Source organism: Bradyrhizobium retamae, assembly GCF_001440415.1.
In the GTDB taxonomy this organism is placed as follows: Bacteria; Pseudomonadota; Alphaproteobacteria; order Rhizobiales; family Xanthobacteraceae; genus Bradyrhizobium; species Bradyrhizobium retamae.
Map to the genome: position 1 here is coordinate 12,888 of NZ_LLYA01000190.1, position 17,414 is coordinate 30,301.

A 17,414-nucleotide genomic window follows, 5' to 3' on the forward strand; every position below is an offset into this window, starting at 1 on the left:
CGTAACCCGGGCTACGGGCGCGACTACGCCCCCTTCAAATAATAGTTCGCGCGTTTCCCCAGCGCGATCCGCCGCAGCACGCGGCGCATCGCCATCGAGGCACGCAGCGGCTTTATCGCGGCCGTCACGGTACGATAGAACGCCAGCTTGAGCGCGTCGAGCACCGGCTGTTTGCCTGGCGCCTGCTGCGGCAGACCGATGCCGCGCAGCATCGAATTGAAAAAGTGCAGATCGTTCATCCGCCGCACTTCGCGCGTCTTCCAGGTGATCGCCATCGAGATCGAGAACGAGCCTGCGGTGCGTACCCAGTGCGGCCATTGATACGGCACATAGCAGCCGTCGCCAGAGAACAGGTGGAATTCCTTGCCCAACGGCGCAGTGCTCTCGTCATATTTCAGGTTGCGATGTTTGGTCATCGAGCGCTCGATCTCTTCGTCGGAGACGATCGAACGGTCGGCATTGTCGAAGATCGTGAAGAATTTTTCGCCGTGGATGTGCACGAAGAAATTGTCTTCGCTGTCGAGATGAAATGGCGTGGTCGAGTTCGGCGACGACACGAACAGGAAACCTTCGACCTGCTCGAAGTCGGCATCAGCCAAACTGTTGAAGCCGCGGGCACGGGCAACCGACAGCAGCGTATCCTCCAGCAGCGCCCGATATTCAGGCGAATTCTCGATGCGCTTGAGCACCATCCAGGCGCCGGCGGTCTCAATGCTCTTCACGACTTCGACGGGGTCGAGGTCGACGGCGGGAATCGCATCCGGATCCTGGCTGATCGCGACCTTGCCGGAATTATATTCGATCAGGTCGCGTGGCAATTCGGAAGCCAATTGCGCGATGCGTGGCAGCGTCAGGAGCGGATGGCCGGCGAGCTTGTGGCGGATCGCGAACGGTTTTAGCGGAAAGTCGCGGCGGAGCGCGTCATGGTCGGCCGTAATGACGGGCGCTATGGCGGTGAGCGTATTCATTTAGGATTTCTCCCGATTCTTTCTGACAAAATGGACGAAACGCCGCGCCGACTCGCGGATTGCCGACCGCAAGGGGAGCGCGGCGCGAATCAATGCCACCACCGGATCGTTCCGCCGCAGCGGAATCAACACGTCGCCGATCGCAAGGCGCCCGCGCCAGATCGGGTTGATCATGGGATGGTCGGGATTTGCGGTGGAATCCACCATGGCAATGGCTGGATCGGCGCAAAGATGCTGCGTCAGCTCCAGCGTCAGTTGCACGCCCGGCGAAAACTTCGCAAAGCGCTCGTCGACGCCGAGCTTGAAGTAGAAGGCGCGATCCTGATGGCGCAGCACGATTGCTGCCGCCACCGGCGTCTCGCCGGCGCGCAAGGTCACGATCTCGCATTGGCCGGTCTCTGCCAGCGCCGACGTGGCGCGGCGGACGAACGCCGCATCGCCCTCGTGCTGGCCGAGGGCCGTGCCACGCTGGCCCTTCCAGCCGCTGGCTTCCAGTACCAGGAAGGTTTCGACGGCGGCGGCGATCTCGCCGGGCGTCCGCGCCACGTCGAAATGGACGGCGCCGTGTTCGGCGAGGCGATTGCGCTGGCGGCGCAGTTCTTTCAGTTTCTTTGCGCCGAGCGCGTCGCGCAGCACTGTATCGGCGTCGGCGGTGGCATCGAGGCAGGCGCGGACATGCGACTGCAGCACCAGCGGCTGGATGCCGCCGCGATGCAGCACATTGGTGAAGGCCTTCATGGCTGCGCCATCGAGCGAGGTGGCTCGGAAAATCAGCGCATGCGCGCCGGCACGCCGGGCCCGGCGCAGGATGCTTGTGACGGCTTCCTCCGCCATGTCACGATCGAGCAGCGGCGTGCAAAGCGTGCCGTAGGGATCGGCGCTGACCAGAGCGGGCAGCGGGATCTTGTAGGCGCGCCACATCGAGATCACGGGCACAAGGCCGATCAACGTGGATGCATCGCGCCATGCGCCGAGCGCGGCGGCATTCAGCCGCCCCCGCGCCGAAGCATTCACAGCCAATTCCCATTCGGGCAAGTAATAACCGTTCGGCTCGGCGGCGCCTTCGGTGAGCGCGCGCCATTGCGGCGCGGAGATGCCGGTGAGCGGCGTCAGCGCCTCGCCGATGGCTGGCGCATTCGCGTCCTTGCTCGATGCACGGCGCACCGTCGATGTATCGGTAATATCGGCCACTTCCCCAAATCCCCGTTCGCGATTTTTATGCCGGCGACAGCTCGAGGGCGCCGGCGGCTCATCGCGTTCACGGGGCGACGCTAGTGGAAAGAGGTGGAAAATAGCGTTGCTGCGATGCTCGGATTTGAAGTGTCGCGTTAACCGATCGTTCAGCCTGGTCGAACCGCCGGCGTCACGCCACCTCGGCGGCTGCGGGAGCGGTCAGGAACTTGGCTTCAAAATCCCGAACTGGCATCGGCTTGCCGAAGAAGTAACCCTGTCCCTCTTCGCAGCCCATCCTGACCAGGAAGTCGGCCGTGGCGCGTTCCTCGATGCCTTCGGCGATGACGAACAGTCCGAGCTGCTTGCTCAGTCCGATCGTCGAGCTGACGATCGCCGCGTCGTCGGGATTGGTCAGCAAGCCCAATACGAAAGAGCGGTCGATCTTCAGCCCGTCGAGCGGAAATTTCTTCAGATAGCTCAAGCTGGCAAAGCCCGTCCCGAAATCGTCGAAGGATAGGCGAACGCCGAGCTCCTGAATCTCGAGGAACGTATTCAGCGCGGCCTGCTCATCGTGGAGCAGGATGTCTTCGGTGACCTCGAGCTCGAGGCTGGTTGGATTCAAGCCGGTGCTGGCCAGTACCTGCGCGACCGAGACCGTGAGGTCACCGGATTCCAACTGGGACGGCGAAAGGTTGACGCCGATGCGGAGTTTGTGTCCTGCGCGTTCCCAGGCGGCTCCCTGGGTGCAGGCGGTTCGGAGAACCCATTCGGCGATCCGCTCGGAAATCGGAGAGGTGTTGACGACCGGCATGAATTCGCCTGGCGAAACCAGCCCCCGCACGGGATGACGCCAGCGGATCAGGGCTTCGGCGCCGATCAATCGGCCGTCGGACAGATGAAATTGCGGTTGGTAGAACAATTCGAACTGATTGCGCTCCGCGGCCAGCGCGAGCTCTGCTTCCAGCGTCAGGCGCGTCTCTAGCTCGCGGCGGATCGAGTCTTCGAACAGCACGTGGCCGCCGCGGTTCGTCGCCTTGGCGCGGCTCAACGCCAGATGAGCGTTGCTGAGGAGTTCGTCCGCCGTTCGCCCATCGCCCGGGCAAACGGCGGCCCCAATGCTGACCTTGACGCGGAGGTGGCGGTTTCCGGCCAGCAGCGGCGCGTCGAAGCCGTCGCCGATCTGTTCGGCGAAGCGGCTGAGGTTTTCTCCGATGTCGCTGGTCGGAACGGCGATGGCGAATTCGTCTCCGCTCAAGCGGGCGACCAGGCCCGCCGGCGGAATAGCCGCCGTCAGTCGCTGCGAAATGGCGCGAAGCACAAGATCACCACAGGTGTGGCCGAGCATGTCGTTGATCTGCTGGAAGCCGTCGATGCCGATCACCAGCAGTGCCATCTTGCGGCCGTCCGTCTCGGCCGCGGAAATTTTGGCCTCGAGCTGGACGTGAAGCGTGTTGCGGTTGATGAGCCCCGTCAGCGTGTCGTGCTCCGCCAGGTATCTGACTCTCTCGGCTTCGCGCTTGCGTACCGAGATGTCGCGCAGGATCGCGCCAAACTGAAGCCCGTCGGTGCCTTGCCAGCCGGAGAAGGAGGCTTCGACCGGAAACACCTCGCCATTGCTGCGGCGTCCGTCGAACTCGACCACCGATCCGGCAGCCAGATGTGCCGCGTTCTTGATGGAGAAGGCGGACGTGGCGAGGGCCTCGTCACGTGCGCAAATCCCGTCGAACGGCCGACCGATCATCTCTTCGGGCAGGTAGCCGAAGATCGCGGTCGCGCCAGGGTTCCACACCGTGATCAAATAGTTGGAGTCGGTACAGATCAGGCCGTCGCCGAGCGACATCGCCACGCGCTGAAAGCGGCTCTCGGCGACCCGGCCGAGCAGATCCCGGATGTCGATTTCGTCGAGGGCGATGGCCGCGACGTAGACGATGATGGCGATGTGAAACAGCGACGTATCCAGAATGAGCGGGAACGCCGCCTGCAGGGCAAACGCGCCTGCCTCGAGCGTGAATGCCGTCGCGCCGAGCAGCGCGACCCGCTTGCCGGCGGAGAGGCGGTGCCACGAGAACAGCATCAGCAAGGCGAGCAACGCCAGGCCGGCCGCGGTGACGACGCCCGAAGTCCATTGCAGCGCGCGGTTCTGCAGAAGCGACTCTGCAGCCAGCGTCTGCAGCACCGGGCCGGACAGGATCACACCGTTCGGCACGCTGAAGCGGTCACCAAGTTCGAGCGCCGTACCGCCGATGACGACCTTCTTGCCCTGGAGTTTTTGCAGTGTCGCCGGATCACCGCTTAGAACGTCGGCAAAGGACACTTTGGGGATTCCGGCCGTTCGGATGCTGAAGTCGATCAAAAAGGGTATGCGCTTTTCGGCGTACTGGCCGGCAAGCACGGCAGCCATCGACGGCACGAATTTGCCGTCCAGCTTCTCACCGAACGGATAACGCCGGACGAGGCCATCGGGCCCGACCTCGACATTGACGATCGCCGACCACGAATGTTCGGCGAATTGCTGCAGCGGGCGATTGATGTGAAGCGTCGCCCTGTCGGTGCGGGGCTGCTGGAAGGCGGGCAGCACCACCGATCCGCCGGCGCCCTCGAGGGCCTCAGCAAAGCTTCGGTCCGAGGACGCATCCGATGGTGTCGAGAAGTCGACATCGAGTGCGATGTCCTGGACGTCCGCCTTCTGAAGCTGTCGGACCAACTCGGCGTGGAGCAGGCGCGGCCACGGCCAGACGCCGATCCTGTCGATCGACGATGCGTCGATCGCGATCACCACGATGTCGCCGCTGACCTGTCGCGACTGCCAGGCGAACCGCAGGTCGGCCAGGGCGTTGCGAAGCGAGCTGTGCCAGCCGCCCGCCAGGACGATTGCCAGCGCAATCATCACGAAAATATGCGGCCGATATCGTTTCACTTGGTCACCGTTCTGGTGTTTCGGGTTTGTCAGTTCTCTTGCAGTTGATTGTGCGGTTAGCGGCCTCTTCCGTGTCCACTGTTGCCACGGCCACTGCCGTTGGCTCCGTTGCCATTGCCGTTGGCAGCATTTTCGCTGCTGCCATTACCATTGCCATTGCCGTTGCCGTTACCATTGCCGCTGTTGCCATTGCCGCTATTGCTGTTGCCCCCGGCGACAGCCGCTACCGCGCTTGCATTTGCTCGACCGGCGGCACTAGCGACGGATCCGTTGCCATTATCTCCCTGACCACTGTTGGCGGCGGCCGTGTCCGTGCCGGGAGTTGATGAACTCCAGACCGTATTGGGTTCGGAGGCGCCCCGCGCCGCACCGACCGAAGCCGAGCCGCCATGGGCGAGACCGTTGGTAACGCGATGGAAGTTCACCCGAACTTCGCCGATCGACGAGGAGATGCGAGTGACGCCATGTTTGGCGGGATGGGCGCTCGCATGCTTGTTTTGTCCGTTGGCCGCATGGCTCGGCGCGGAGAGACCGTTGCGCGGCACCGGCACGCGCTCGATCGAAGGTGCGCGCGGCTTGCCGTGCTCGATCGGGGCGAGGACGCCGGCTCCGCCCAGCGATAGCCCGCTCTTGCCGTTCGCGAACGCGGTCGCGTGCTGCCCCGCCATCACTTGCGCGATCTGACCCGACTTGAAATCGGCGACTTCGACCTGACCGCGGATCACGTCGACAGTGGTCTTGCCGGCGTTCACAGTGACGCGGAATTGCGTGCCCTTCACCACGGCGGCGAGGTAGGGCGTTTCGACCTCGAAATGCTTGACGTTGCGTTTTTCGACGTCGAGCAGGATCGAACCCGCCTGCTGCACGATCGTGGTCGACAGCCCTTCCTTCTTCCGGGCGGGGACGCCGAGCACGGAATTCGGCGCGACCATGATCATTTCCTCGCCCCGCTTCAACAGGACGCGACCGGTGCGGCCGGTGCGAACCGTATCGCCCGGCTTCAACACGTCTTCCTGCTTGATCGATGCCTGCTGCACGCCGCTGCCGGTGAGCCAGACCTCGCCGGAAGATTTGCTGACCGTCCACTCGCCGCCATCGGCGGCGTTAGCGATCGAAGCTGTCGCCAGGAAGAGTATCGCCGCGAGTGTTCTCGGGACGTGAGGGATCGCACGCATGAAACTCTCTCCGATTTGCCGCTTTATCCCGGACGCTATTGGAAATGTTTCAACATTGAGTGAGCGGAAACCGTGCTCTGCGAGGGACGCGTTAACCATTTGTTGACCATAATTTTCTATTAAAATCAGATGGCTAGCGGTTCCGCTCACGATTCCGATTTCTTGTTCGTACAATTACCGAAGTGGGCCTGTTCAGCTTTGTCCCGTGTGGTGGTTAGCCTCGGGCTGTGGATTTCGCTCATCTGTTTGCCGGCGCAAGCGCAGCAGGCGCATCAGCCCGGTTACGATCCGCGGCAGACCGAAAAGCGTTTCGAGGACCAGCAATCGAGCCAGGGCGCGAACGGGCGGCCCCGATTGCCGTCGGCGCAGTTTGCCGGGACGGAGGGGCAGGGAGACACCAAGCCGCTGTTCGTGCTTCGGCGCGTCTCGATCAGCGGCGCCGTCGCGATACCGCAGGACCGGCTGATGACGGCGTATCAACCCTACATCGGGAAAAAAGTGTCGCAGGCAGATCTGGCGGCGATGGCCAGCGCGGTCAGCGAGGTCTATCGCGCCGCCGGCTTTCACCTCAGCCGGGCGATCATCCCACCGCAGGATATCCAGAGCGGCGAGCTTCGCATTCAGGTCGTCGAAGGCAGCATCACGGAGCTGACGCTGAAGGGGGACGGCGCCGACGAATTCGGCGTCCGGCCGATGCTCGATGCCGTGTTGGCCGAACGGCCCTCGCGGCTTGCAACGCTCGAGCGGCAATTGCTGCTGATCAATGGCCGCCCAGGCGTGCGGATCGTGGACACCGCGATCGATGAGATCGGCACGACAACCGGCCATTTCCGCCTGATCGTCTCCGTGAAAACCTGGCACGTCTTCACCTCGTTCGGCATCGACAATCTCGGATCGTCGTCGGTCGGACCCCGGCAAAGCTACGGGACAGCCGCGTTCAACTCCTATCTCGCGCCCGGCGACTCGCTGGTGTTCAACCTTTCAACCACCCCCGGCGATCCCAGGCAGCTCGCATTCGGCCGCCTGTCTTACGAAGTGCCCGTCGGCACCGATGGCGCCCGGATTGGCGCGTCGGGTTACTACAGCGAAGTCTGGCCCGGCGATTACCGCCGTCTCTACAGCGACAACATCAAGACCCATTCGTTCGAAGTTCGCGGCAGCATCGCTCCGTTGCAGTCGCAGAAGTCCAGTTTGACGCTGACCGCAGCGGCCGGATTTACCAATGCCACCGAAAACGACGTGCTCGGCCTGATCTATGCCGATCGCATCCGCACCGCGAGCCTCACGTCGGATTACCGCGTGCAGGACCATTTCGGCGGCATCAATTATCTGACGGTGAATTATCGCCAGGGCCTCGACATTTTCGGCGCCTCGCACCGCGACGACGACTATCTGTCGCGCGTCGGCGCATCCGGCACTTTCTCCGCGCTGACTTTCTGGTTCACGCGCTATCAGACGCTGACGGATGCATGGTCGGTCAAGCTCGCTGCCGCCGGCCAGGCGGCATCCGGCCCGCTGTTCACTTCGCAGCGATTCTATCTCGGCGGCATTGCGTTCGGCCGCGGCTATGGTAGCGCCGAGATCAGCGGCGATAACGGTCTCGCGGGCTCGCTCGAACTGCGCTTCGACCAGAAGACGAACCTGCAATATCTGAGCGGCTACCAGCTCTACGGCTTCGTCGACAGCGGCGTCGCCTGGAATGACGGCTACCGGCTCAGCGATGGCCTGTCGCTGACCTCCGCCGGCGGCGGCGTCCGCTTCTTCCTCGCCGAGGGCCTGCAAGCCGACATCGGCGCTGCCGCGCCGCTCAGCTATCGCGCGCCTGACAACCCCACCCGCGGGGCCAGGGTGCTGTTCTCGCTGACCAGCGCGCTGAAGTTCTGCCCGGTGCGGGCGACGACGCGGTGTTTGTAGGGCTACACCGGCTCGTAACTCTCGGTCGCGCAGGTATCCTCGGCTTCGACCTTTTGGCGGTCGGCGATCGCGCCGTCGGAAATTTCGATCCGATAGGTCTGCGTGCCCAGCGGCTTGCCGGTCACCGAAACCACTTCGGCCTTGACGCAGGCGGTCCAGCCCGGGCCGCGGAGGTTGGGGCGCGGTTCGGAGACGCGGACCTGGGTCGGTTGCGAGGCCGCCACGAACACCGAATCGAGTTTTTCCCGCAGCAGCAGCTTGACGTCCGGCGGCGTCCCCAGCGCGGGCGGGTCGGGCGCCTTGCCGCGCATGAAGTCGGGCACCGGCGCGCGGACGTCGGCAAAGCCGCAACCCGCAAGCGTCAGTGCTACGCCCGCTACCAGCGCTATGTAAACCCCGATCCACCGCATCGGAGGTTGTTTTACCCCGGCGGCGCCATTTCGGACAGGGGATTGCCGTGCACATAATGATCTCGCGACTGTGATTTGGATCACTGCGCGGGATTCTGGGCCTGCGACAACGTCGCCGTCGAATGGGGCCGCCATCACGTCTCACAGGGCGCGGCCGGCTTGAACCTTTGGCTTCGAGGCTGTGACCAATCCGAAGCCTGCATTGTCGGGAGGTGGCATCATGTTCCGTCACGCGCTGCTCAAGCTGATGATTCCTGCGGCGGTTCTGCTGGGCGCCCATTCGGCCTCCGCCGAAAGTCGCCTCGCACTGGTGATCGGCCAATCCGCCTATCGCTCGGTGCCCGCGCTGCCCAATCCGGCCAATGACGCCAAGGCGGTCACGCAATTGCTGACCGATTCCGGCTTCGAGGTTTCGACCGCCGCCGATCTTTCGCAGAATCAAATGCGGGAGGTGGTCAGCGAATTCGCCGGCAAGGTGGCCGCGAAAGGCGCCGATACGGTCGCGCTGGTGTTTTACGCCGGCCATGGGCTGCAGATCGACGGCGAGAATTTTCTGGTCCCGGTCGATATCGATCCGAAGCGGGAAGCCGACATTCCGATCCAGGCGGTGCGCCTCAACGACATCCTGAACACGCTGACATCGGTGCCGAGCAGGATGCGCATCCTGATGCTCGATGCCTGCCGCAACAATCCGTTCCCCGATCTCAAGACCGCCGGCAGCGGACTTGCGCTGGTCGATGCCAAGGTCGGCTCGCCCGGCACGTTCCTGTCGTTCTCGACTTCGCCCGGCGCGGTCGCGGAAGACGGCTCGGGCTCCAACAGCCCGTATACCACCGCGCTGCTCGCGGCCGGCAAGGAGCAGGGGATTCCGATCGAGGAGACCTTCAAGCGGGTGCGGCTTGCGGTGAACAAGGTCACCGAGGGTCGGCAGACGCCGTGGGACAGCTCTTCGCTGACCGAGGATTTCCGCTTTTTCGGCGCCTCGTTCGCCGGACCCAAGCCCGCTGCGCAGCCCAAGAAGACGGTTGCCGAATGGACGCGCGATCTGAAAGGTAAGCCGGTCGAGGCGGCGAACGAGTTGATCGTGGCTGACGGTACCGATGAAGCCTACGAGGCCTTTGCCGGCCTCTACCCGCAAACGTCGCTCGGGCGATTGGCGCGCGACTGGCTGGTCCGTCACCGGCGCATGGTGGCGTGGAATAATGCCGTGCTGATCAATACCGCGTCCGGGTATCGCTCGTTTCTGACGCGATTCCCCGACAGCGATCTGGCCGCGACCGCGCGCAAGCTGGAGGAGCGGCTGCGCAACCGTCCCGACTTCACCCCGGTCGTTGCGGCCGCCAACGCAGCCGTGCCGCAAAACGTCGCGCTCGCCGCGCCGATGTGTCCCTGCAACATCCAGCCGCCGCAGCAGCAGCCGAAGATCAAGGTCAATGTGCCGGTCAAGCGCGTCGAGCCGGATCCACCGAAGCGCGTCGATCGCAAGCCGCCGCGTCGGCGCGAGGTGGATGACGACGTCGTGGTCGTCCGCCGTCCGCCGCCGCGCGTGGTCTACGAGCAGCCGCCACCGCCGCCGCCGGTCAGCATCGGAATCGGGATCGGTCTCGGTGGATTTGGCGGCGGACGCGGCGGCAATTATGGCGACCACGGCGGTCGGGGTAGATACTGACCTGCCGATGGGGTAATCGATCCCGCAAGCGTTTGGGTTGCGCTTGCGGGGCAGGATGCGAAATCCGGTTTGTCTGTTCGCTTTGATCGTCGCCATCTTCTGTGCGGGCAACCCGCTTCCTGCTTCCGCCTGGGAGCATTGGGGCGGTGATCGCGGCGGATCGCGGTTTTCGCCGCTCGCCCAGATCACGCCCGACAATGTCGGCAGCCTCGTTCGCGCCTGGGAGTTTCGCACCGGCGATCTCGATCGCCGGCCGGTCGAGGCGATGAAGCGGACCAAGTTTCAGGCCACGCCGCTACTTGTCGAGGATAGCCTGATCTTCTGCTCGCCTTTTAACGAGGTCATCGCGCTCGATCCCGGCAGCGGCGTGCTGAAGTGGCGGTACGATCCTGACATCTCGACCGCTCAACGCCCGGCCAACCGCTATACTTGCCGTGGCGTCGCCTATTGGCTCGACGAGCGCGCCGCTGAAAATGCCGCCTGCCGCGCACGAATATTCATGGGCACCAACGACGTGCGCCTGATCGCGCTCGACGCCAGGACCGGCGTGCCCTGCGCCGATTTCGGCAACAATGGCGAGATCAAGTTCGCACTCGGTCCATTGGAGTGGCCCGGCGAATTCCAGATCACGTCGGCGCCCGTCATTACCAGCGACACCGTCATCGTCGGCTCCGCAATTGCAGATAATCGCCGCGTCGAAGCGCCGCCGGGCACGGTGCGCGCTTTCGATGCGCGGACCGGACAGCCGCGCTGGAGCTTCGATCCGCTGGTGCATGATGGCATCATTGCCGGCCACGCCAATGTCTGGGCGCCGATGTCGGTGGACGAGGAGCGCGGCCTGGTATTCTTGCCCACGTCCTCGCCGAGCCCGGATTTCTGGGGCGGCAAGCGGCCCGGCAACAACGACTACGCCAATTCGGTCGTGGCGCTGCGCGCCGAGACCGGCGAACGGGTCTGGTCGTTTCAGATCGTGCACCATGATGTCTGGGATTACGACCTGTCGGCGCAGCCGACATTAGCGCGCATCGACACCGGCAAAGGCGAGCGCGACGTCGTGATCCAGCCCACCAAACAAGGCTTTGTGTTCGTGCTCGACCGCGATACCGGCGAGCCAATATGGCCGGTGGAGGAACGCGCGGTGCCGCAGGGCGGCGCCGAAGGCGAGCAGCTCTCGCCGACGCAGCCGGTTCCGACCCACGTCCCGGCGCTGCTGCCGCAACAAATCTCGGCTGACGACGTGTTCGGCCTGATTCCGTTTTGGGACAGCGAGGCCTGCCGCGCACAGGTCGCATCGGCGCGCAACGAAGGCCTCTACACGCCGCCGTCCACGCAAGGCACCGTGGTGTTTCCAATGACCGGCGGCGGCGTGAACTGGGGCGGCGCCGCGTTCGATCCGGTCAGCCAGATCCTTTACGCCAATACGACGCGGGCGATTCACATTATAAAATTGCTTCCACGTGCTGCTGTTGGCGATGGCTTTAGCCCGCCGCCCGGTCACGACTTCGGACGGCAACAGGGCACGCCGTTTGCGATGACGCGCGCCGTCGCACTGTCGCCGCTGGGTCTGTTGTGCAACAAGCCGCCCTGGGGCGAGATGGTCGCGGTCGATCTGAAGGCCGGCAAGATTCTTTGGCGATCGAGAGTCGGCACCACGGAAGATCGTGCGCCGCTCGGCATCGCTTTTCCCTTCGGCACGCCGCTCATCAGCGGCGTCGCGATCACTGCCGGCAGCCTCGTCTTCACCGGCGCGATGGATGCCTATTTGCGCGCCTTCGACGCCCGATCGGGGCGGGAGCTGTGGCAGGGCCGTCTGCCGGTGCCGGGCGTCGCCAATCCCATGACCTACATGTGGAAGGGCGAGCAATATGTCGCGATCGGCGCCGGCGGTCATTCCGAGTCCGGCACCACGATCGGCGACAGCGTGGTGGCGTTTCGCCTGGCGCGGCCAGGTGAGGCGCCCTCGCTGTGGTCGCGCACCATCGACCGGCCCGGTGGACGGTTCATGAGCGGGGCGATCGCGGTCGGGTTGGTGGTGCTGCTGATGGCGATTGCGTTGTGGCGCTGGTGGCGAGGAAGGGTAGGGAGGACGTGAGTGGGTGCAACCGATATCAATGATCGCCGTCGTCCCTGCGCCCGAGGTTTGCTCTTGCGCGGCAAATCAGCTCGCAATTTGCAGGGCGGGCAAAGCGAAGCGTGCCCACCATCAAGAAGCGCGCTCGATGATAAATGGTGGGCACGACGCAAGAGCGCCTTTGCCATCCTACAGCACTACAATTTTCTAAAGCATCGCGAACGCGCTCGAGACCATCGCCACCGGCTTGTTGTCGGTGGCGGAAAGCAGCGTGACCCGGCCAAAGCTCATGGTGCGCCCGAGGCGGACCACGCGCGCATCGGCCAGTACGTCCGAGGCAGACACCGCGCGCATGAAATGCGTGGTCTGGTCGACCGTCGTCATTGCACGGTAGCCGCGGTTGGCGGCGAGGTTGGCAATCACCATCGCGGTGTCGGCGAATGCCATCAGCGCCTGGCCAGAGACCGTGCCGCCATTGCGGCACAGCCGCTCCGAGAACGGCAGGCGCAGGATCGCGCCCGGCTGCCAGTCGGCGGCATCGCCGGGCGGAGCAGAGTCAAAGCGCTCGATCGACAGGTTGAGATCCATCACCCATGGCGCAAATACCTCGCGGAGCGCGCGCGTTGCTTCCGCGATGCCGAATTCGCCCGCTTGTGGCTGTTGTTGCATGAACGTCCGTTTCCTCGTCCGATCTTGTTGTCGGCGCATTGTAGTGGTCATTGCGGCGAAGGGAACAGCGGCGTGGGCTGCAAGTCCGGCGCGATCCGCAAAGCGATTGGGTGCAAGCTCCCGAAATCCTGCAGGCGTCTAACCAAAGGCCGAGTCCGCGCGTGCTTGGCTTGGCGGTTGCGTCGGTGGTATCTTTGGCGAAACGCTGAAAGCATCCCAAAGGAGAGCGTCATGAGAATGCTGAGCGCGGCCGCGATGGTGGTGTTGTTGATGGTGCCGGCCCACGCGCAGATGACCCCCAATATTAACCTGATGCCGGAACTCCAGTCCAAATCGCCGGAGGAAAGGGAGCAGGAAGCGATCAGGGATAGGGCTTACAAGGATTCGTTGCGCAAGATTCCCGATGCCAAGACCTCTTCCGACCCCTGGGGCGCGGTGCGCAGTACCGAGGCGCCCAAGGCTGCGGCGCCCGCCAAGAAGAACAAGACCGGCAGCAGCAGCCAGTAGCTTCCCCGCCAAGGCGGCGGGTAGGATTCGTTTGGCGCTACCCCTATATTTGACCTGTCGTCATCGTGTCTGGAGTTACGACATGGTCTTTCGTCCGCGCGATCTCGCGAGCCGGATGGCCGGCCGGCGCAAGCTGGGCGACGGCTACCTGCGCGAGACGTTTACGCTGCCGCGCGACCAAGCGAGGGCGAGGGCGCGCGACTTCCTCAACCGCTATCCCAAGGCGGCCTATATGAGTTCGGTCGAAAGCTGGCGCGAGCTGCCCAGTGGCGACATCGAATTCACGATGCGCCGGCTCGCCAGCGCCGATTAGGTGACCCCAGCTCGCGCAGGAATTGACGGTGACTCCAGGGTTTTTGCCTGATACCGATAACCCGGTATTCAAGTATTCCGCCTAGTTGTTTCCCCGACAGGAGAAATCATGGCGAGAGACCGCAAAGACCTTGGTGCCCGCAAGTTCGTTCGGGTCGACTTGCGCAAGCCGGGATTCCTGATTCCGGCGCCGGATGCGCCGTGGATCGAGTGCTACATCCTCGACATTTCTGAGAACGGCGCCCGCCTGGATGTAGGCGACCTCGCGGTTCCCAAGGTGTTCGGCCTTTCTCTCACCGCAGGCGGCGAGGTGCGGCGGGTATGCACGCTGATCTGGCGAAGGGGCGAATTGGTCGGCGTCCGCTTCGTATCCGCCCGGGAGCTGCGCAACGGCGTGGCGCCACCAGATGAACCTGATGCCGCTTCCCGGAAGGCCCACGCCTAATTTGCCGTTTGTTTAATCAGTATCCTGCAGCGTCTCGGCCATCAGGCGAATCCGGAATACTGGCCTTTTGGATTCATCCAGCAATTCCATCTGCCACTCGGTGTTTTCGGGCAGCTTGCGGGAAACGTCCGCGATCATGTCGCCGCAGACCCCGGTCATTTCCTTCCACGCGGCGTTGTGATCGACAAATTCCGCACCGTCATTGCAGACGCACGCATCCTCGCCATGTCGAACGCTGAAGAAAAAGATCGGCATGGCAAGCTGACCAAATGTAAAATGGGCCGCCGTTGGCCCTGAGATCCCCCATCCGGCGGGAGTGGATTCCTCGCATATCGAAAGATCAATTCCGGGTTTTTACGGGCCCAAGCACGTTGCCGGGCATACAAACCGGGTTATCGCTTGGATCTAACCTGATGTAGTTGCAGAGAAACTTCTCCGGTGGGAAGGCCCTGCGGAAGCGGCAGCCGAGCGGGGTTACTCCCGTTCGGCTTTTTTCAGCTCCCGATCAATCCGAAGCTGGACCCGCCGGATGGCAAGCAGATTGAGCTTGGCTTCGGTCTTGCCCGTGACGACCCTGTCGCCGATGCGGAATTGCCATTTCCAGATGCCCGGAGCGACCGCCGTCACGGTGTATTCGACGCCCTTGTGGATCATAGAGAAATCCCGCTGCGGCTCCCGAGCGCTTCAAACCGGACCTCTGGCTTAAAGTTGCATTGTTCCAGGCGCTCACAATGCCTTTGCAGCGACGGCACGGCCGAAATCCGTTCCCGGGTTTCAACCCCATGGGCGTGACCGAATTCCCCCTTGCAGACCCAATTTCCGCGGCGCGCAAAAAGCACTGCGCCGCTCAAGCGGAGTATGGTCGCTTGGCGGCGCAGGCCTATTCCCCGAGTGATGCAATATCCCAGGCAAGAATTTTGTCGGGGGGGCATGAAAAAGGTTCAACGTGCCGGACACAAATTTGCCCGTCGATTTGCTCGCATAGGCCGTGGCCGCCCCGAGGGGCTGGCTCCCCTATTGCAGCCGCGATGGATGAGGCTGCCGCGGCGGAATATGAGTTCTCGACGGCGCGTCCGGCCGGACGGGCTGCGGCACCCTTGAGGGCTCTAGCGCACGGCTGAGGTTCAGCAGCCAAATGAGGAGATGGGCGCCACGGTGTTGAAGCGTCGGCAGGACGGGTTCGTAGGCAAGGACGGTCACAGGGGTGGTCGTTTGTATCTGCATGCCGCTGGGCATAACGTGCAGCGCCTTGAAGGGCGGTTCAGATGGACCCGCAAGCACGCTTAAAATTGTAGGCGACGTCACGTCCCGATTTGCAGGTCGGATAACGATGAGGCCGCCGGTTCGGCGGCCTCATCGCGAGAGCTAGCCTTCCGGCTGCTCTACGTCGGGCGCCCGGGGGCTGGCGTCGGGCGCCTCTTCACTTCTGGCCCGAAGGTCGGCGGCCTTGTCGAGAAAGCCCGCGGCGATCTCCGGATCCGTGGTGGCCATTGCAAATTTGAGAAAGGTTGCCGCTTGTTCCGTGAGGTATTTCTTGCCCGGCACAATACTGGTTCCCCGTTACTACCCGTCACCCTGCCGCACCCGCTGCAATTACGCACTGCGGCGAAATCCGTTCCGGCAAAAAGTGCAAAAGTATACTTAAGTCGGGTGCGTTCACGCGGATCGTGCGTTCGGACTTGTTTGGGGCGGGGCGCCGAAGGCGCTAGCCCGCGAGGCAGGGGTGGGGCGATGTCAGTCCTCGCCCAAAAGCTTCCTGGTTTCCTTATGGATGAAGTGAAGCCGGGTGCAGGCGAGGCAGACGACGGACACATACGAATTAGGCTCGCCCTCCGGCCGGTCGCCGGAAGCCAATGCTGCACCTTCGTGCCCAGCCGTGGGCATGTGAAAAGAATATGTCGGCCCGTCATGGGCGAGAGATATGCAGAGGCGGGTGCCGGGTCACTCCCGTATGTTTGCGTAGTTGGGGGATCGTCCGGGCAGCGAGGTGTGGGGTGCCTCCCCGTCAGGACGCAGAGGGGAGATGGGATCGGAGATCCCCCGAAGTTCCGGTATTGGACACCGTGATGTTACGGACTCCAAAAGTGCGTGTGGAAAACTCTATGCTTGCCGTCGCCGGGGCTGCTTTTCATCCCGAACCAATTGTACCGGCTGGGGGCCGCCGAGAGGCGGCCCTTTCAATTTGCGCGAGGCCGAGGGACTTGGGCCGACAGGGCTCCGGCCGCCAACAGAGGCGGCCTCAATCTTCAGTCCGCCACCCTCCGAGGAGGAACACCTTGCGCGGTCTCCGGTTCGGCCCTGCCTGCGATTGAACGTCAGTAAGATCAACCGCCCGTCGCTTCATTAGAAGCTTTGTGACGATCCCAAGCACGACGAAGGGGCCGAGGTAGATGGCAAGTGTGGTGAGTGCGCTCATGAGCCGCTCCCACTGGAGATGTTACGGCAAACGAGGACACTTCCATAATCAACTTAGGCATGAAGGGTCAAATACGTATAGCACCCCTGCGGCGGTACTGGCCGAAATAGGCCACTCGTGAAATTGAAACAGGCCGCTGTGATTGGAACAAAGGCTGAGTGCGCCCCTTGGAAATAGTCGGGTGCGTTCCGCCGACTGAGCGCTTCGACCTAGAACGGCCTCAGACGTCCCCGAGCTGGGGCCGTTTCTTGTTGGTTGAACATTTCTGGGCGCGCTACTGTTTGGCATGGGAATAAAATACCCGGTGGGGCCGGGCGCGATCTTACGGTGCGATTATAACGAGGGGCTTTCAGCCACTCGAAATCAAGAAGAAAGAGGCTGCCAACCGAGGCAGCCTTATCGTCAGGTAGGGGCGCTCAGCCCGGGAGAGTTTAGCCACTCCTGCACATGGGATGCGGTTTCAATTTGCCGCGCTCTGCGGAGTAACTGATCACGTCGAACCCCGTGCGGCGTGCCGCGGGCTTCCTTGCGCAGCCGTTCTGCCTGTGCGGACGGACTCTGATCCAAACGATATATTTGATTGAGAGAAGCCATCTTCATGGCGCCGCTCCTTTCCGTTAGAGGAAGGCGGGAGCGCGACCGGCGTTCTCATCACCGATAAAAGCCAGGTACCGGGCGGTGATAGCCTCAATATGGGGGCTTGGTGGCACTCAATCTAGGGTCTGTTGGGATTCAGGATTCTCATCCGGGCTTGGTTGTGATTCAAGC

The 17,414-nt window shown here is 63.2% G+C and carries 15 protein-coding genes; 6 read left to right on the top strand and 9 right to left on the bottom strand.

Annotation, left to right across the window (positions count from 1 at the left end; translation table 11 throughout):
• Positions 1-23: 23 nt before the first annotated feature.
• The 4 genes from CQ13_RS32025 to CQ13_RS32040 form a co-directional block, all read right to left on the bottom strand.
• Positions 24-968, bottom strand: a complete 945-nt coding sequence (locus CQ13_RS32025; RefSeq protein ID WP_057846799.1) for a lysine-specific demethylase — start codon at positions 966-968, stop codon at positions 24-26.
• Positions 969-2,159: a GNAT family N-acetyltransferase gene (locus CQ13_RS32030; protein WP_057846800.1), complete on the bottom strand. Its 1,191-nt coding sequence runs from the start codon at positions 2,157-2,159 to the stop codon at positions 969-971.
• A gap of 172 nt (positions 2,160-2,331) precedes the next feature.
• On the bottom strand, positions 2,332-5,058 hold the full coding sequence (locus CQ13_RS32035; protein WP_057846801.1) for an EAL domain-containing protein: 2,727 nt from the start codon (positions 5,056-5,058) through the stop codon (positions 2,332-2,334).
• Between the two features lie 56 nt (positions 5,059-5,114).
• Positions 5,115-6,233, bottom strand: coding sequence for a FecR domain-containing protein (locus tag CQ13_RS32040; protein WP_057846802.1), 1,119 nt, complete (start codon positions 6,231-6,233; stop codon positions 5,115-5,117).
• Between the two features lie 129 nt (positions 6,234-6,362).
• On the opposite strand from CQ13_RS32040, the gene CQ13_RS32045 reads away from it, so the two are divergent.
• Positions 6,363-8,147, top strand: coding sequence for a ShlB/FhaC/HecB family hemolysin secretion/activation protein (locus CQ13_RS32045; RefSeq protein ID WP_057846803.1), 1,785 nt, complete (start codon positions 6,363-6,365; stop codon positions 8,145-8,147).
• A gap of 2 nt (positions 8,148-8,149) precedes the next feature.
• Here the strand turns inward: CQ13_RS32045 and CQ13_RS32050 are convergent, their stop codons facing one another.
• Positions 8,150-8,557, bottom strand: a complete 408-nt coding sequence (locus CQ13_RS32050; RefSeq protein ID WP_057846804.1) for a hypothetical protein — start codon at positions 8,555-8,557, stop codon at positions 8,150-8,152.
• Positions 8,558-8,777: 220 nt separating this feature from the next.
• On the opposite strand from CQ13_RS32050, the gene CQ13_RS32055 reads away from it, so the two are divergent.
• On the top strand, positions 8,778-10,226 hold the full coding sequence (locus CQ13_RS32055; RefSeq protein ID WP_057846805.1) for a caspase family protein: 1,449 nt from the start codon (positions 8,778-8,780) through the stop codon (positions 10,224-10,226).
• Positions 10,227-10,281: 55 nt separating this feature from the next.
• Entirely contained in the window at positions 10,282-12,318 is a 2,037-nt protein-coding gene (locus CQ13_RS32060; RefSeq protein WP_082637767.1) for a pyrroloquinoline quinone-dependent dehydrogenase, read from the top strand.
• A 186-nt stretch (positions 12,319-12,504) separates the two neighbouring features.
• Here the strand turns inward: CQ13_RS32060 and CQ13_RS32065 are convergent, their stop codons facing one another.
• Positions 12,505-12,966, bottom strand: a complete 462-nt coding sequence (locus CQ13_RS32065; protein WP_057846806.1) for a PaaI family thioesterase — start codon at positions 12,964-12,966, stop codon at positions 12,505-12,507.
• A gap of 231 nt (positions 12,967-13,197) precedes the next feature.
• On the opposite strand from CQ13_RS32065, the gene CQ13_RS32070 reads away from it, so the two are divergent.
• From CQ13_RS32070 to CQ13_RS32080, 3 genes are all read left to right on the top strand, one after another.
• Positions 13,198-13,473 (top strand): hypothetical protein, encoded by a 276-nt coding sequence (locus CQ13_RS32070; protein ID WP_057846807.1) that lies wholly within the window; start codon positions 13,198-13,200, stop codon positions 13,471-13,473.
• Positions 13,474-13,555: 82 nt separating this feature from the next.
• Positions 13,556-13,786, top strand: coding sequence for a hypothetical protein (locus CQ13_RS32075; protein ID WP_028350018.1), 231 nt, complete (start codon positions 13,556-13,558; stop codon positions 13,784-13,786).
• Positions 13,787-13,894: 108 nt separating this feature from the next.
• Positions 13,895-14,230, top strand: a complete 336-nt coding sequence (locus CQ13_RS32080) for a PilZ domain-containing protein (RefSeq protein ID WP_057846808.1) — start codon at positions 13,895-13,897, stop codon at positions 14,228-14,230.
• Between the two features lie 12 nt (positions 14,231-14,242).
• On the opposite strand, the gene CQ13_RS32085 is transcribed toward CQ13_RS32080, so the two are convergent.
• The 3 genes from CQ13_RS32085 to CQ13_RS43675 all read right to left on the bottom strand — a co-directional run bounded on the left by CQ13_RS32085 (position 14,243) and on the right by CQ13_RS43675 (position 15,775).
• Positions 14,243-14,485, bottom strand: coding sequence for a DUF6894 family protein (locus tag CQ13_RS32085; protein ID WP_057846809.1), 243 nt, complete (start codon positions 14,483-14,485; stop codon positions 14,243-14,245).
• Positions 14,486-14,704: 219 nt separating this feature from the next.
• The gene (locus tag CQ13_RS32090; protein WP_057846810.1) at positions 14,705-14,884 is read right to left on the bottom strand and encodes a hypothetical protein; all 180 of its coding nucleotides are present in this window, start codon (positions 14,882-14,884) and stop codon (positions 14,705-14,707) included.
• 711 nt (positions 14,885-15,595) lie between these two features.
• Positions 15,596-15,775, bottom strand: coding sequence for a hypothetical protein (locus tag CQ13_RS43675; RefSeq protein ID WP_156434032.1), 180 nt, complete (start codon positions 15,773-15,775; stop codon positions 15,596-15,598).
• Positions 15,776-17,414: the final 1,639 nt, after the last annotated feature.

Excerpts from the sequence above, each read along its gene's own strand:
- CQ13_RS32025 (WP_057846799.1), bottom strand. The coding sequence starts at position 968 with ATGAATACGCTCACCGCCATAGCGCCCGTCATTACGGCCGACCATGAC.
- CQ13_RS32040 (WP_057846802.1), bottom strand. The coding sequence starts at position 6,233 with ATGCGTGCGATCCCTCACGTCCCGAGAACACTCGCGGCGATACTCTTC.
- CQ13_RS32045 (WP_057846803.1), top strand. The coding sequence starts at position 6,363 with ATGGCTAGCGGTTCCGCTCACGATTCCGATTTCTTGTTCGTACAATTA.
- CQ13_RS32050 (WP_057846804.1), bottom strand. The coding sequence starts at position 8,557 with ATGCGGTGGATCGGGGTTTACATAGCGCTGGTAGCGGGCGTAGCACTG.
- CQ13_RS32055 (WP_057846805.1), top strand. The coding sequence starts at position 8,778 with ATGTTCCGTCACGCGCTGCTCAAGCTGATGATTCCTGCGGCGGTTCTG.
- CQ13_RS32060 (WP_082637767.1), top strand. The coding sequence starts at position 10,282 with ATGCGAAATCCGGTTTGTCTGTTCGCTTTGATCGTCGCCATCTTCTGT.
- CQ13_RS32065 (WP_057846806.1), bottom strand. The coding sequence starts at position 12,966 with ATGCAACAACAGCCACAAGCGGGCGAATTCGGCATCGCGGAAGCAACG.
- CQ13_RS32070 (WP_057846807.1), top strand. The coding sequence starts at position 13,198 with ATGAGAATGCTGAGCGCGGCCGCGATGGTGGTGTTGTTGATGGTGCCG.
- CQ13_RS32075 (WP_028350018.1), top strand. The coding sequence starts at position 13,556 with ATGGTCTTTCGTCCGCGCGATCTCGCGAGCCGGATGGCCGGCCGGCGC.
- CQ13_RS32080 (WP_057846808.1), top strand. The coding sequence starts at position 13,895 with ATGGCGAGAGACCGCAAAGACCTTGGTGCCCGCAAGTTCGTTCGGGTC.
- CQ13_RS32085 (WP_057846809.1), bottom strand. The coding sequence starts at position 14,485 with ATGCCGATCTTTTTCTTCAGCGTTCGACATGGCGAGGATGCGTGCGTC.
- CQ13_RS32090 (WP_057846810.1), bottom strand. The coding sequence starts at position 14,884 with ATGATCCACAAGGGCGTCGAATACACCGTGACGGCGGTCGCTCCGGGC.